At 70.4% G+C, this 13,793-nt stretch carries 14 protein-coding genes and 1 pseudogene; 2 read left to right on the top strand and 13 right to left on the bottom strand.

Translation table 11 applies throughout. The features are described from left to right. From E2651_RS15255 to E2651_RS15245, 3 genes and pseudogenes are all read right to left on the bottom strand, one after another. Positions 1-113 (bottom strand): annotated as a pseudogene (locus E2651_RS15255) (electron transfer flavoprotein subunit beta); the annotation flags it as partial. A gap of 230 nt (positions 114-343) precedes the next feature. After that, on the bottom strand, positions 344-853 hold the full coding sequence (locus E2651_RS15250) for a flavin reductase family protein (RefSeq protein ID WP_135331667.1): 510 nt from the start codon (positions 851-853) through the stop codon (positions 344-346). Positions 854-1,091: 238 nt separating this feature from the next. Continuing rightward, on the bottom strand, positions 1,092-1,409 hold the full coding sequence (locus tag E2651_RS15245) for a thioredoxin family protein (RefSeq protein ID WP_135331666.1): 318 nt from the start codon (positions 1,407-1,409) through the stop codon (positions 1,092-1,094). Positions 1,410-1,620: 211 nt separating this feature from the next. Here E2651_RS15245 and E2651_RS15240 point away from each other — a divergent pair, with 211 nt between their 5' ends. Beyond that, positions 1,621-2,349, top strand: coding sequence for a lysophospholipid acyltransferase family protein (locus E2651_RS15240; RefSeq protein ID WP_135331665.1), 729 nt, complete (start codon positions 1,621-1,623; stop codon positions 2,347-2,349). Positions 2,350-2,373: 24 nt separating this feature from the next. Here the strand turns inward: E2651_RS15240 and E2651_RS15235 are convergent, their stop codons facing one another. From E2651_RS15235 to rox, 8 genes are all read right to left on the bottom strand, one after another. Next, positions 2,374-3,060 (bottom strand): phenylalanine--tRNA ligase beta subunit-related protein, encoded by a 687-nt coding sequence (locus tag E2651_RS15235; RefSeq protein ID WP_135331664.1) that lies wholly within the window; start codon positions 3,058-3,060, stop codon positions 2,374-2,376. Positions 3,061-3,119: 59 nt separating this feature from the next. Beyond that, entirely contained in the window at positions 3,120-3,713 is a 594-nt protein-coding gene (locus E2651_RS15230) for a transglutaminase family protein (RefSeq protein WP_135331663.1), read from the bottom strand. A gap of 98 nt (positions 3,714-3,811) precedes the next feature. After that, a complete protein-coding gene (locus tag E2651_RS15225; protein ID WP_135331669.1) occupies positions 3,812-4,882 on the bottom strand; it encodes a low specificity L-threonine aldolase in 1,071 nt (356 codons plus the stop codon). A gap of 23 nt (positions 4,883-4,905) precedes the next feature. Next, positions 4,906-5,646, bottom strand: a complete 741-nt coding sequence (locus E2651_RS15220) for an SDR family NAD(P)-dependent oxidoreductase (protein ID WP_167828795.1) — start codon at positions 5,644-5,646, stop codon at positions 4,906-4,908. A gap of 26 nt (positions 5,647-5,672) precedes the next feature. Continuing rightward, positions 5,673-7,088 carry a DUF6421 family protein gene (locus tag E2651_RS15215; RefSeq protein ID WP_135331661.1) on the bottom strand — a complete coding sequence of 472 codons (1,416 nt, stop codon included), beginning with the start codon at positions 7,086-7,088 and terminating at the stop codon, positions 5,673-5,675. 81 nt (positions 7,089-7,169) lie between these two features. Continuing rightward, the gene (locus E2651_RS15210; protein ID WP_245238843.1) at positions 7,170-8,177 is read right to left on the bottom strand and encodes an alpha/beta hydrolase; all 1,008 of its coding nucleotides are present in this window, start codon (positions 8,175-8,177) and stop codon (positions 7,170-7,172) included. Beyond that, complete coding sequence (locus E2651_RS15205; RefSeq protein ID WP_135331660.1) at positions 8,174-9,304, bottom strand: LLM class flavin-dependent oxidoreductase; 1,131 nt, start codon at positions 9,302-9,304, stop codon at positions 8,174-8,176. The genes E2651_RS15210 and E2651_RS15205 overlap by 4 nt, the downstream gene beginning before the upstream one ends. Before the next feature lie 170 nt (positions 9,305-9,474). Continuing rightward, on the bottom strand, positions 9,475-10,932 hold the full coding sequence (gene rox / locus E2651_RS15200) for a rifampin monooxygenase (RefSeq protein ID WP_135331659.1): 1,458 nt from the start codon (positions 10,930-10,932) through the stop codon (positions 9,475-9,477). Between the two features lie 193 nt (positions 10,933-11,125). Between rox and E2651_RS15195 the strand changes: the two genes are divergently transcribed. After that, positions 11,126-12,352: a metallophosphoesterase gene (locus E2651_RS15195; protein WP_135331658.1), complete on the top strand. Its 1,227-nt coding sequence runs from the start codon at positions 11,126-11,128 to the stop codon at positions 12,350-12,352. A 278-nt stretch (positions 12,353-12,630) separates the two neighbouring features. Here the strand turns inward: E2651_RS15195 and E2651_RS15190 are convergent, their stop codons facing one another. Beyond that, positions 12,631-13,017, bottom strand: coding sequence for a hypothetical protein (locus E2651_RS15190; RefSeq protein WP_135331657.1), 387 nt, complete (start codon positions 13,015-13,017; stop codon positions 12,631-12,633). A gap of 85 nt (positions 13,018-13,102) precedes the next feature. Further along, positions 13,103-13,750, bottom strand: a complete 648-nt coding sequence (locus E2651_RS15185; RefSeq protein ID WP_135331656.1) for a M23 family metallopeptidase — start codon at positions 13,748-13,750, stop codon at positions 13,103-13,105. Positions 13,751-13,793 lie beyond the last annotated feature (43 nt).

Raw genomic sequence — 13,793 nt, 5'->3', positions numbered from 1 at the left:
TCCGACAGCAGACCATCGACATCGTCCCGGTCCACGGTCAAGTCATCGGCGAAGTGCCGGTCGCCAGTGGCGTCGGGCACGTACTTCACGGTGACAACGATCCTCAAGCTCACGCCGGCTCTCCTACTGCATCGTCTTTACTGGGCTGCTGCCTTGCTGTGGCCACTGCCTTCTTGCAGGCAGCATAGGCGCCTGAAGCGGCGGATCCCGGTCGGGGCGGCCCGCGCTCCGACCGGAATATTACTCGTCAGTACACCCAGAACATTCCCACTGAGCAAGCGCTTTGAACTGTGACCTTCGCAACGCTCTGTAATCAGGCGCACAGCGGGGCATTCGGGAACTCTCAGTCGCGCAGGACGTTGAAGCGACCCTGGTGGTACAGGAGCGGCCGTCCCACGCCCGCGGGGTCCCCCACGACCGCCTCCGCGAGGACGATGCGGTGGTCACCAGCGGGCACCCGTGCGGCGACACGGCAGACCAGCCAGGCCAGCGTGCCATCGAGCACGGGGACCCCCTCGGGCCCCTCGTACCAGCGCGTGGGCGGGCCGAAGCGGTCGGCGCCGCTGCGCGCGAACGTCGTGGCGAGCTCGAGCTGATGGTCGCCGAGTATGTGGACGCCGACGTGTTCGGCCTCGGATATCGCCGGCCAGCTCGAGGCGCCCGTACCGATGCCGAACGAGAGCATCGGGGGCTCGGCGGAGACCGAGACGAGCGAGGTGGCGGTGAAGCCGACCGGTCCTGCCGGACCCTGGGCGGTGATCACCGCGACTCCTGCCGCGTGCTGCCGGAAAACGGACCGCAGCAGGTCGGGCGAGGCGAGTCGGGGAGAACGGAGATCGGGCGTTGCCGTCATGGAGTTGTCCTTCTGGAGGAGGTACGAGCGGTTCCGTGGCTGCTCAGCAGCCCGGACAGCGCGCACTCGCGTGACGCGCGAGGTCCAGGTGGACGCGCTCGTAGAGAAGGAGCTCCGGAGGCATGGAAGCAGGCTGACGATAGGTGCCGGGTGCAGTCAAGTCCGTTCCGCGATGTGAAAGTCCCCTCGAGACGCCCTGATCGTGCGTCATCGCGACTCCCCTCCCCCGCACATCGCCTCACAGGGCCTTGCCAAGGGCGGCGATCACATCGGCCTTGCGCGGCTGCCCGGACGCGCGCAGCACGATGTCCCCCTGTGCGTCGAGCACCAGGACCGTCGGCGTCTTGAGGATGCGCAATGCGCGTACGAGATCCAGTTCCGCCTCGGCGTCGATCTCCACATGACAGACACCAGGGACCATTTCGGCGACCTCCGCGAGGACTCGGCGGGTTGCCCTGCAAGGCTGGCAGAAGGCGCTGGAGAACTGCACGAGGGTGGCTCGCTCCCCCAGCCGACCGACCAGCTCGCGCACTTCGCTCTCCCGCCATCCCGCCATGATCCGACCGTCGGCGGCTTCAGCGTTCGCGCGCCCGAAAACATTCCGAAAGCTTGCGAACGTGACGAGAATCTCGCGCCCGCGGGGCACGACGGGTGGCCAGCCGTCCGTTCATGGGGCACGATCTGCGCAACGCCGAAAAACCTACGGCTGCGTAACTTCCCGCCGGGAGCCCCCTCCCAAAGGCAGAAACGAAGGGCCCTCCCCACCCATGGCAGAGCTTGTCTACCGTCCGGTCGTCGGTGCCGCGAAAACGCTTTTCAAGGCATGGGACCTGAAGATCGACTGCAAGGGGTCGGAGAACATCCCTCGAACCGGCGGCGCGGTGCTGGTCAGCAACCACATCAGCTACCTGGACTTCATCTTCGACGGCCTCGCGGCCCTGCCGCAGAAGCGGCTCGTGCGCTTCATGGCCAAGGAGTCGGTGTTCCGGCACAAGATCTCGGGTCCGCTGATGCGGGGCATGAAGCACATCCCCGTCGACCGCACGCAGGGCGAGGCGGCCTACCAGCACGCGCTCGACTCGCTGCGCGCCGGCGAGATCATCGGGGTCTTCCCCGAGGCGACGATCTCCCAGTCGTTCACGCTGAAGTCGTTCAAGTCGGGTGCGGCGCGCATGGCGCAGGAGGCCGGGGTCCCGCTGATCCCGATGGCCCTGTGGGGCACGCAGCGGCTGTGGACCAAGGGCCACCCGCGCAACTTCAAGCGCAGCCACATCCCGATCACGATCCGGGTGGGCGAGCCGGTCGAGGCCCCCAAGGACCAGTTCGCGGGTGCGATCACGCGGCGCCTTCGCGAGCGCTGCCAGGAGCTGCTCGAAGCCGCCCAGCGCGCCTATCCCGTACGCCCCAAGGGCCCGGACGACACCTGGTGGATGCCCGCGCACCTCGGCGGCACCGCACCGACTCCCGCCGAGGTGAAGGCCGCCGAGGCGCGCTGAATCGATTACTCGGCACCCGGCCCGTCACTCCGGCGCGTGGACCGTGATCCGCGCGCCGGGGCTGAACTTCTCGAGGAGCTCGGCCAGTTCGGCGCCGGCCGCCTCGACCCCGGAGTCCGGCCCCATCCCCTCCAGCAGGAAGACGGCGTTGACCGATTCCTCCGTGAGGCGGGTGCGCGGGCCCTGGCGCCAGTTCCAGCGGCGGCAGGTGACGCCCTCGTCGTCGCACCAGACGACCTCGCCCGCGTCGGGGTGTTCGACGGCCTGCTCCCCCGCGGCCATGGTGACGAAGTCCTCCGTGCCGGCGGCCCGCACCAGGCGCATCCCGCCCTTGATGTGATCCAGGTCCTCGCCGCCGACCGGGATGAGGTGGGCGACGCTGATCGCGTTGTACACGTCCACCAGGGTGTTGATCCGCGGCAGGCCGCCGTCGGCGAGGGCGCGCTTGGCCAGCGCCTCGGCGGAGTTGCGGGTGCGCGAGGGCTTCGTGCCGAACGCCGTGTACGCCGCGCGCCAGGCCGCCATGTGCGGGTCCTCGTGCGGGGCACGGCCGTCGAGCCGCTCGGCGAGGCGGCGCCCCGCCTCCTCGAGGAGTGCCGAGGTCTCATCGGTGCTCGGCCCGTTGGTGAGTCCGTACGCCTCGATGGTGACGTGGGTGAAGTCGGGGGCGAGGGCGCGGACTTCGTCGGTCACGGTGATCTGGAAGGTCATCGTCTGCCTTGCGTTCGGAGTGCCGTGGTGCGCGGTGCCGTGGTGCGCGGTGTGGTGGTTCAGAGTGCGTCGGGAAGGTTCTCCCACAGGTGCGGCCGGTCCGGGGCGCTCTTCAGGATGCGCAGGACCGTCGCATGCGGTGCAGCATAGAGTACCGGATAGTCCATCTCAGTGGACTCCGCTTCCGGTACGAAGGCAAGCCGCTCGGCGCCGAGAGAGAACTGGGCGTCGACGCCGGGCTTGTTCCCCCGGCAGTCCTGCCGATGCCAGGCACCCTGGAAGCGGACGGCGACTAGGCCGTGTACGCAGTAGCCCGTGCCCGCGTCGTACGCGAGGCGCTGATAGCAGAGCGCGGTGGGGATGTCCTCGGCGCGCAGCAGCGCGGCCAGCGCGTGGGCCTTGGCGTGGCAGATGCCCGTGCCCTGCTCCAGGACGTCGGATGCACGCCAGGTGACGCGCAGGTCGCCGCTGTCGGCGGAGTGCGGGATGGTGTCCCGAACGAACTCGAAGGCCGCCTGAGCGTATGCGTATGAATCGGCGGCCTGCCCGGCGAGGCGCGCGGCGGTCTCGCGTACGACCGGATGGCGATGATCGATGACCTCGTCGGCGGCCAAGTAGGCGGACAGGTCAGGGTTTTCCTGAATCAGCTGCATGACCCGTGAGCATAGAAATGCGACCGACCGCGAGTCAATGCTTTTACGGTCGATCGCATATCTATGCAGCTATGCGGCTATGCAGAGTGCGCGAGCTCCTACCTCGCCATCTCCTCCTTGAGCGCCGCGACGAACCCGTCGACGTCTTCCTCACGGGTGTCGAAGGAGCACATCCAGCGGACGTCGCCCGCCGCCTCGTCCCAGAAGTAGAAGCGGTACTGCTTCTGCAGACGCTCGCTGACGTCGTGCGGCAGCCGCGCGAAGACCGCGTTGGCCTGCACCGGGTGGAGGATCTCCACACCGTGCACGGCACGCACGCCCTCCGCGAGGCGCTGCGCCATCTCGTTCGCGTGCCGGGCGTTGCGCAGCCACAGGTCCTTGGCGAGCAGGGCCTCCAACTGCACCGAAACGAAGCGCATCTTGGAGGCGAGCTGCATGGACAGCTTGCGCAGGTGCTTCATGTGGCTGACGGCGTCCTGGTTGATCACGACGACGGCTTCGCCGTAGAGCGCGCCGTTCTTCGTGCCGCCCAGGGACAGGATGTCCACGCCGACCGCGTTCGTGAACGTCCGCATGGGGACGTCGAGCGCGGCCGCCGCGTTGGCTATCCGCGAGCCGTCCAGGTGCACCTTCATGCCGAGCTTGTGCGCGTGGTCGCAGATGGCGCGGATCTCGTCGACCGTGTAGAGCGTGCCCAGTTCGGTGTTCTGCGCGATCGACACGACCTGCGGCATCGCACGGTGCTCGTCGTCCCAGCCGAACGCCTGCTTGTCGATCAGCTCGGGAGTCAGCTTGCCGTCGGGCGTGGGCACCGTGAGCAGCTTCAGGCCGCCCATGCGCTCGGGAGCGCCGCCCTCGTCCACGTTGATGTGCGCGGACTCGGCGCAGATCACCGCGCCCCAGCGGTCGGTGATCGCCTGGAGCGCGACGACGTTGGCACCCGTGCCGTTGAAGACCGGGAACGCCTCGGCGGTGGGGCCGAAGTGGCCGCGGATGACCTGCTGGAGGTTGGCCGTGTAGTCGTCCTCGCCGTACGCGATCTGGTGACCGCCGTTGGCCAGCGCGATGGCCGCGAGGACCTCCGGGTGGGCGCCCGCGTAGTTGTCGCTGGCGAAGCCCCGTACGTCCGGGTCGTGATGACGGCGTGCGTCGGTCTTCGGCGGGTTCACCGCTTCACGCGTGTCGCGAGCGGTCACGGCTTCTCGGTCAGCCACAGGCGGTTTCCGTTCACTTCCCCGGCGGGCCGCTCCCAGACGCCGGCGATGGCCTCGGCCAGCTCCTTGACGTCCGTGAAGCCCGCGAACTTCGCGTTGGGCCGCTCCGCGCGCATCGCGTCGTGCACCAGCGCCTTGACCACCAGGATCGCAGCCGCCGATGTCAGCCCCTGCTCGGCCCCCGCCTTGCGGAAGGCGTCGCCGAGGGCGAGCGTCCAGGCCTCCGCCGCGGCCTTCGACGCCGCGTACGCCGCGTTGCCCGCCGTCGGCTTGGAGGCACCGGCCGCGCTGATCAGGAGGTAGCGGCCGCGGTCGCTGCGCTGCAGGCCGTCCTGGAAGGCCAGGGAGGTGTGCTGCACCGTACGGATCAGGAGCTTTTCGAGCAGGTCCCAGTCGGCGAGGTCGGTCTCGGCGAAGGAGGCGCTGCCGCGCCAGCCGCCGACGAGGTGCACCAGGCCGTCGATCCGCCCGAACTCCTTCTCCGTGCGCGCCGCCCACTCGCGGGTCGCGTCCAGGTCCAGGAGGTCGACGGTGTCACCGACGACGGTGGCCCCGCCGTGCGCGTACCGAGCGGCGTCCACGGCCTCCGCGAGGCGCGCCGCGTCGGCGTCGGACGCCACGACCGTGGCTCCGGCCTCGGCCAGCCTCAGCAGCGTCGCACGGCCCGCAGGCCCTGCTGCTCCCGCGACCGCGACCACGGCTCCATCGAGTGCGGACATCGTCCTCGCCTCCTTGGTGCGGCCGCTCACGCGGCAACCTGCTCGGCGCCCGCCGCGGTGATCCCCTTGGTGGAGGCGATCACGTGCTTGAGCTTTTTGGAGAGCGCCTCATAGAACATGCTGAGCGGAAACTCGTCGGGAAGCACGTCGTCGACGAGTTTCCGGGGCGGCAGCTGCGTGTCCAGGGCGTCCGGGCCCTTGGCCCAGCGCGATCCCGGGTGCGGGGCGAGGTACTGGGACACCAGGTCGTACGCGGCGAACCAGTGGACGAGCTTGGGGCGGTCGATGCCCGCGCGGTAGAGCTCCTCGATCTCGGCGCACAGCTGGTTGGTGACTTGCGGGGCACGATTCCAGTCGATCTTGAGCTTGTTGTCCGTCCAGCGGACGACGTCGTGCTTGTGCAGGTACGCGAAGAGCAGCTGGCCGCCGAGCCCGTCGTAGTTCTTGACGCGGTCGCCGGTGACCGGGAAGCGGAACATCCGGTCGAAGAGGACGGCGTACTGCACGTCACGGGCCTGCGGGACGCCCTCGGCCTCCAGCTTCACGGCCTCCTTGAAGGCGGTGAGATCGCAGCGCAGCTCCTCGAGGCCGTACATCCAGAACGGCTGGCGCTGCTTGATCATGAAGGGGTCGAACGGCAGGTCGCCGTGGCTGTGGGTGCGGTCGTGGACCATGTCCCACAGGACGAACGCCTGCTCGCAGCGGTCCTGGTCGCCGATCATCTCGCGGATGTCGTCGGGCAGTTCGATCCCGAGGATGTCGACGGAGGCCTCGGTGACGCGGCGGAAGCGGGCCGCCTCGCGGTCACAGAAGATGCCGCCCCAGCTGAAGCGCTCGGGGGCCTCGCGCACGGCGATGGTCTCCGGGAAGAGCACGGCCGAGTTCGTGTCGTACCCCGAGGTGAAGTCCTCGAAGGTGATGCCGCAGAACAGCGGGTTGTCGTAGCGCGTGCGCTCGAGCTCGGCCAGCCAGTCGGGCCAGACCATGCGCAGCACGACCGCTTCGAGATTGCGGTCCGGGTTGCCGTTCTGCGTGTACATGGGGAAGACCACGAGGTGCTGCAGGCCGTCCTCGCGGTGCGCCGCGGGCTGGAAGGCGAGCAGCGAGTCGAGGAAGTCCGGCACCTTGAAGCCGTCGTCCGCCCAGCGACGCAGGTCCTTGACCAGCGCCTGGTGGTACGCGGCGTCGTGCGGAAGGAGCGGGGCGAGCTGGTCGATCGCGGATATCGCGCGGTCGACGGCGAGCTCGGCCACGGACTTCGCCGGTGCGCCCTCCGCGTCGAAGTCGATCGAGCCGTCGGCGGACTGCCACGGCCGGATCTCCTCCACGGAGTCCTTGAGCATCGGCCAAGCCGGGTGCTCCACAACCCTTCCTGTGGGGCCACCCCCACTCGCGGAAGGAACAGTCCCTTCCGTCGCCTTCTGCACAAGAATTTCCGTCACTTGTCAACCTCCACGGGAGAACCTCGCGTATGGACACCGTATGCGGGCGAGGTTCTCCACCACAAGGGGAGGCTCGGGAAATTATCCTGTGTTACCCCCGACATCACCGCTGTTTTTCCTGTCTGACACCGTCAGGGCGACCGCTTCTGCCACATCCGCCAGTGCCGACCGTGCTTCCCGCAGGAGCCGCGGGAAGCCCAGGAACCCGTGGAACATCCGCGGATGATGCCCCTCGGTCACCGTCACCCCCGCCGAGCGCAGCCGGGCCGCGTACGTCCGGCCCTCGTCGCACAGCGGATCGCAGCCCGCGGTGACGATGTGCGCGGGCGGCAGCGCGGCGAGGCCGGCCCGCAGGGGCGAGGCGTAGGGATGCGTACCGTCGCCGTCCGGGCCGAGGTACTGCTCCCAGAACCAGCGCATGTGCGCCGCCGTGAGGAAGTAGCCGCTCGCGTTCGACGTGTACGAGGCGCTGTCCTGCCCCGCGTCGAGGACAGGGTAGATCAGCACCTGGAGCGCCACGGCCGGGCCCGAGCGGTCCCGTGCCATCAGCGCCACGACGGTGGCGAGGCCGCCCCCGCTGCTGTCCCCCGCCGTCACCACGGCGCCCGGGTCGCCGCCGAGCGCGCCCGCACCGGCCTGGTCCGCGGCCCAGCACAGCGCCGCGTACGCGTCGTCGGCGGCCGCCGGGAAGCGGTCCTCGGGGGCGAGCCGGTACGCGACGGAGACCACGACGGCGCCGGACTCCGCGCACAGCGCGCGGGCCGTGGCGTCGTGGGTGTCGAGCCCGCAGATCGTGTAGCCCCCGCCGTGGAAGAAGACGACGGTGGGCCGGGGGTGGTCGGCCCCCTCCGGCCGGTAGACGCGCACGGGCAGGTCGGGAGCGCCGGCGGGACCGGGGACGGTCCGGTCCCGCACCTCGCCCACGGGCGTCGCGGCCTTGCCCGTGGCGGGTGTCGCGGCGAGGATGCGGCGGGCCTCGGCCGCGTCGGTGACGGTGCCGCCGAGGTCGGGGAAGGCCGCGCTCAGCGCGTCGACGAGGGGCCGCGCCCCGGGGTCGAGGCGATCGCCGCCGGCGGTCACCGGTGTCACCCCGCCTCCTGGGCCCGGAAGTACGGGATGACCTTCTCGCCCCACTGCCGCAGCGTCTCCATGCAGGCCTCCTGCGGGACCGTGCCCATCTGGACGAGGCACATGACCTCGTCGGCGCCGGCGTCGCGGAGCCGCTCCACGTACGCGATGGCGTCGTCGGCGGTCCCATAGGCGTGATCGGCGTTGAAGGTGGCCGTGGAGGTGGGCCGCACCGGGATGTTCTGCTCGTGCAGCCGCGCGACGACCTGCTCGGCGGCCTCGCGCATCGCGGCCGCCTCGTCGGCCCCTTCGACCACGGCCTCGTCGGGGATGCCCGCGCCGCCGTACCAGTGCCCGATGGACTGCGCGAAGAACCGCTGCCCCCGGATGCCGACGCTCCGCGCGGTGTCCCGGTCGTCGAGCACGATCGTCGGACAGAGCACGGAGAAGTGGTCGTTGACGACGCTCGACACGAAGCGCTCATCGCCGCGGCCCGCGATCGCCGCGTCGTAGGCGGCCCGCATCCCGGCGATCGAATCGGGCCCGGCGAAGCCCATCACCAGGGCGCCGATGCCGAGTTCGGCGGCCTGCGTCAACGTCTCGGTCCTGCTGCACGCGAGGAAGAGCGGCGGGTGCGGGGTCTGCTTCGGCCGGGGCAGGATGGGGTGCGGATCGATGTCGAGCAGCGGGCCGTGATGCTCAAGCTCCTCGCCCTGCCAGGCCTTCCCGATGATCCGCAGCGCCTCCTCGACCTCTTGCGTCGTACGTTCCTTGTCCACGCCGCACAGCGAGGTCTCCTGCAGCGTCCCGCCGCGCCCCGCCCCGAGGTCGAGCCGCCCGCCGGAGAGCAGATCGAGCATGGCGGCACGCTCGGCGACCCGCGCCGGGTGATTGAAGTTGAACGGCATGCAGACCACGCCGTGCCCGATCCGGATGGTGCTGGTGCGCGCGGCGACCCAGGTCAGGAAGATCTCCGGGGCGCTCATGTGCGCGTACCACTTGAGGGAGTGGTGCTCGACGGCCCAGATGCGGTCGAACCCCATCTGCTCGGCCAGCACGGCCTGTTCGACGCTGTCGCGGAAGAGTTGGTGCTCGCGCTCGACGGTGGGGTCGGCGAGCTGCGCTTCGAAGATGACGGAGAACTTCACTTGCCCTCCAGGGAGTTGAGCCGCTGCGGCGGAGCCCTTGCAACGGAACCCATGTTTCGATTAGCCATATGACTAGTCGTCAGGTGCCGAAGTGGCAAGGGCTTCTGCGCAACGGACCGCCGCCCGGCAGGGTGTGGCAGGGGAAGCCGCCACACCCTTCATGCGTTCGCTCAGGCGGCCGCGGCTCCGAACCACTTCGGCAGGTGGCCGAGCAGCTCCTGCTGGTCCTCGCCGACCCACGCCACGTGCCCGTCAGGCCGCAACAGCACGGCCGGTGCGTCCAGTTCCTCGCTGACGTCGACGATGTGGTCGACCCGGTCGGCCCAGCCCTCGACCGACAGGCGGCCGGTCTGGTCGAGGAGCAGCCCGCGGCCGTCGTGCATCTGCTCGTACAGACGGCCCCGCTTCAGTTCCATGTCCCGCATCCGCCCGCCCAGCAGGTCATGGCCCTCGCCGAAGTCGTAGCGGACGTCGACCGCGGTGATCATCCCGGTGACGTACCGGTTCACCTCCTCGAAGTCCATCAGCTTCGCGAACAGCTCCCGCAGCGCGGTCGGACCCGGATCGGTCCCGAGCAGCGTGATCTGCGCGCGGGTGTTGTCGATGACCCGGGCGGCCACCGGGTGCCGTTCGGTCTCGTAACTGTCCAACAGCCCGTCCGGCGCCCAGCCGTTGACCGCGGCGGCAAGTTTCCAGCCGAGGTTGAACGCGTCCTGCACGCCGAGGTTGAGCCCCTGGCCGCCGGTCGGCGGGTGGATGTGCGCCGAGTCGCCGGCGAGGAACACCCGGCCGACCCGGTAGCGCTCGGCCTGCCGGGTGGCATCGCCGAACCGGGACATCCAACGCGGCGAGTGCACGCCGAAGTCGGTGCCCGCGTACGCCCGCAGCTGCTTCTTGAAGTCCTCGAGGGTCGGCTCGGTCGCACGGTCCTCGAGGACCCCGTCGGCGGGCACGACAATGCGGCAAAGACCGTTCACGGCGGGGGTGATGCCGAACCGCAGCTGGGTCTTGTTGACCTCCTTGACGGCGGCGGCGATCGTCTCCGCGTCCTCGGTCACCTCCATTTCGGCGAGCAGCGTCTCGACCGTGGCCGCCTCGCCGGGGAAGTCGACGCCGATCAGCTTGCGCACCGTGCTGCGGCCGCCGTCGGATCCGACGAGGTAGCGCGAGCGCAACCGTGTGCCGTCCGCGAGCTCGACGCTCACCCCGGCCCCGTCCGCGTCCCCGTCCGCGTCCCCGTCCGCGGACTGGCTCAACCCGACCACTTCGCAGCCGCGCCGCATGTCGACACCGAGTTCGAGCGCACGCTTGTTGAGCAGCCGCTCGGTCTCCGGCTGCGGGGTGGCGACGCCGAACGGGTGGGCCGTGTCGAGGCGGTCGGGCCACGGCTTCATGATGCCGCCGAAGAGGCCACCGACCTGGAACTTCTCGCTGACCGCGAGGAACCGGTCGAGCAGACCGCGCTGGTCCATCACCTCGACGCTGCGCGCGTGCAGGCCCTGCCCGCGGGACTGCTCGGTCTGCTTGTCCAGTTTCTCCAGTACGACCACGTGCACGTCGTGCAACCGCAGCTCACAGGCCAGCATCAAGCCGGTCGGTCCGCCCCCGACCACGATCACATCAATCATCAAGACCCCATCCAGCATGTTGTATCCAGGCCGGCTCCGGCTCAGGCCGATGATTCTGCATCATGCGGTTGCGGACCGCGGCCGGCGTACCAATGAACCGCGGCGGCGTACCAAAGCCCCGAAGCCGGACACCGCCACCAGCAATTCGCTTGATCGTCTTCCGCTGGACGCCCAGATATGGGAGAACGCTCTGATGTGCGATGACGAACTGATACCGCCCCGGGCCGACTTGACCGAGAAGCAGTGGCTGCGCGCCGACCCGCCGCTCGCCCGGGACCTGGCCGAGAAGTGGGGGCCGCAGGCCCTCACGCTGCACCGCCGCACGCTCCTCGGCGGTGCAGCCGCCGGAGCCGCGCTGGCCGTGCTGCCGTTCGGCGCGCAGAGCGCCACGGCGAACGGCACTGCGGCGCAGGGCGTCGCGAAGTTCCCCTTCCCCGACCAGCCGGACAGGAAGGGGGAGTTCGCCGTCCTGGTGACGGGAGACTCCGGGACCGGTGGCGATGAGCAGCTTGCCGTGACCGAGGCCGCCCGGCGGGTGTGCCGTGACGAGGGGGTCTCGCTGGCCGTCGGCCTGGGCGACAACATCTACGAGAACGGGCCCGAGTCCGACCACGACTCCGAGTTCCGGGACAAGTTCGAGACGCCCAACACCGGCATCGACGTGCCGTGGCTGATGGTGCTCGGCAACCACGACTGCTCGGGCCTCATCCCGGGCAGCGGCGGCGACCCCTCGCGCGGCGACCGCGAGGTCTCGTACGCGGCGTCCTCACCGCGCTGGTACATGCCGAGCCGCTACTACAACGTCACGCTGCCGACCTCCGACGGCCGGGGCGACCCGGTGGTGGAGTTCTTCGCCCTCGACACCAACCCCGTCGCCTCGACGGTCGCCCAGACCTCCTCCCACTACAAGTGGGACGGCCCCTACATGCGCGCCCAGCGGCAGTGGCTGGACGCCGCGCTCGCCGCATCCCGCGCCCGCTGGAAGGTGGTCCTCGGCCACCACCCGTACCTCAACAACGGCAAGCACGGCAGCGCCGGTTCGTACGACGGCTTCGTCATCGGGAACTACACGAGCGGTATCCACCTCAAGGAGCTGTACGAGCAGGTGGTGTGCGGCCGGGCCGATCTGATTCTGTCCGGGCACGACCACACCCTCCAGGTCCTGGAGCCCACGACCCGCACCGCGGGCACCCGCCAGATCGTCTGCGGGGCGGCGGCCAAGTCCGGTGACGGCAAAGCCCACTTCGACCACCCTGCCGCCTGGCAGAACTTCTCCGACGTGGGCTTCATGATCCTGAAGGTCTCCGAACAGGCCATGACCACGGACGTCTACACGGTCGACGTCGCCACCCGCACCGCGCACCTGGCCCACACCACGGCGACCTCCGCCCCAGTCGCGGGCCGGGTCGGCGTGCGCTAGGACTCAGGAGCCCTGCGGGGTCAAAACGCCGTGGCCGCCGGCCAGGCGTCGGCGCCGTGGGTCCAGTTCGGGGCGTCGGGATCGGCGGCCCGCAGCGTCGCGAGCGAAGCCTGGACACTCCGCGCGAGCCGGCTCGGGTAGGCGGCCACGTCGTCCGGCAGGTCGAGCCGAACGTACCTGCCCTGACAGCGAGTTGGCAGCCACCCGCACGGAAAGCGCCACACCGGCGCCGAGCACGGCGGTAGGACCTCTGGTTCGGACCGGGCGGCCCGACCCCGTCAGGCCGCTCCGTCGCCCCGCGCCGCCCCCGCCACGTTCCTGGCCCACAGCACCAGCGGGACCTGGAGCGGGAGCCTGCCGAGTGCGGCGGCCCTGAGCGGGGCGGGGCGGCTGCGCCAGTCGGCCGCCATCTGGACGTTGGCGGGGAACACCCCGACGAAGAAGGCCGCCGTGGCCAGCGCCGCGGTGCGCCGGGTGCGGGGCAGCGCCACTCCGGCCGCGAGCGCCAGCTCGACCGCGCCGCTCGCGTACGTCCAGGCCCGCGGCGATCCGGGCAGGGCGCGCGGAATCGTCGCGTCGAACGGCTTCGGGGCGGCGAAGTGAGCGACTCCGGCCCCGGCCAGCAGACCGGCCAGGAGCAAAGGGGAACGTGGGACGAGCGACATACGGCCTCCTCGAGGGGCGGTGACGGGAGGCAGACCTTACTCGACAGTAACTCCACAGTCACCGGGCCCCTGGACGACCCCGCCCTCACAGCAGCCGGGCGCCCCGTCTCGCCAGATAGGTGACCGGGTTGACGTCCGAGCCGTATCCGCGCCGGGCCCGGATCTCCAGGTGGAGGTGCGGTCCGGTGGCGCGGCCGGTGGCGCCGCTGCTGCCAAGCCGGTCGCCGGTGCCGATGCGAGCCCCTTGGCGGACCGCGATGCGGGAGAGATGCGCGTACACCGCGTAGTGGCCGTCCAGCAGACGCACCGTCACCGCCTTGCCGTACGCCCCCGACCAGCGCGCCAGGACCACGGTGCCCGCGCCGACGGCGTGCACCGGGGTTCCGGAGGGGACGGCCAGGTCGATGCCGGTGTGGTGCCCGGCGATCCAGTTGCCGCGCACGCCGTAGCGGGCGGTGACCCGGAACCGTCTGCGCAGCGGCAGGCCGAATCTTCCGGGTGGGCCCTGCGGGGCGAGGGCGCGGGTCTCCGGGATCGCCTCGTCCGCCTCGGCCAGGGCCGCCTCGAACTCCTCGTCGTAGCCGACGCCGCAGCCACCGTCGGACTCCGCGGCGGCGTGCGGCGCGGGTCCCGCCACCGTGAGGGCGCCGCCGGCCAGAACGACCGCGGCGACGCTCAGTACGTCACGTCGTGTGCTGCCCGCTTCACGCGGGCCGTCTATGTCGTAGCCCATGCCCGACAGCACAACGGCGGCGGGCCGAGCCCGCACGCCGACT

This window comes from Streptomyces sp. MZ04 (genome assembly GCF_004684775.1).
In the GTDB taxonomy this organism is placed as follows: domain Bacteria; phylum Actinomycetota; class Actinomycetes; order Streptomycetales; family Streptomycetaceae; genus Streptomyces.
Note: the sequence above shows the minus strand (reverse complement) of the source record. Positions and strands in the feature narration are given on the sequence as shown.

Excerpts from the sequence above, each read along its gene's own strand:
- E2651_RS15250 (WP_135331667.1), bottom strand. The coding sequence starts at position 853 with ATGACGGCAACGCCCGATCTCCGTTCTCCCCGACTCGCCTCGCCCGAC.
- E2651_RS15245 (WP_135331666.1), bottom strand. The coding sequence starts at position 1,409 with ATGGCGGGATGGCGGGAGAGCGAAGTGCGCGAGCTGGTCGGTCGGCTG.
- E2651_RS15240 (WP_135331665.1), top strand. The coding sequence starts at position 1,621 with ATGGCAGAGCTTGTCTACCGTCCGGTCGTCGGTGCCGCGAAAACGCTT.
- E2651_RS15235 (WP_135331664.1), bottom strand. The coding sequence starts at position 3,060 with ATGACCTTCCAGATCACCGTGACCGACGAAGTCCGCGCCCTCGCCCCC.
- E2651_RS15230 (WP_135331663.1), bottom strand. The coding sequence starts at position 3,713 with ATGCAGCTGATTCAGGAAAACCCTGACCTGTCCGCCTACTTGGCCGCC.
- E2651_RS15220 (WP_167828795.1), bottom strand. The coding sequence starts at position 5,646 with ATGTCCGCACTCGATGGAGCCGTGGTCGCGGTCGCGGGAGCAGCAGGG.
- rox (WP_135331659.1), bottom strand. The coding sequence starts at position 10,932 with ATGATTGATGTGATCGTGGTCGGGGGCGGACCGACCGGCTTGATGCTG.
- E2651_RS15195 (WP_135331658.1), top strand. The coding sequence starts at position 11,126 with ATGTGCGATGACGAACTGATACCGCCCCGGGCCGACTTGACCGAGAAG.
- E2651_RS15190 (WP_135331657.1), bottom strand. The coding sequence starts at position 13,017 with ATGTCGCTCGTCCCACGTTCCCCTTTGCTCCTGGCCGGTCTGCTGGCC.
- E2651_RS15185 (WP_135331656.1), bottom strand. The coding sequence starts at position 13,750 with ATGGGCTACGACATAGACGGCCCGCGTGAAGCGGGCAGCACACGACGT.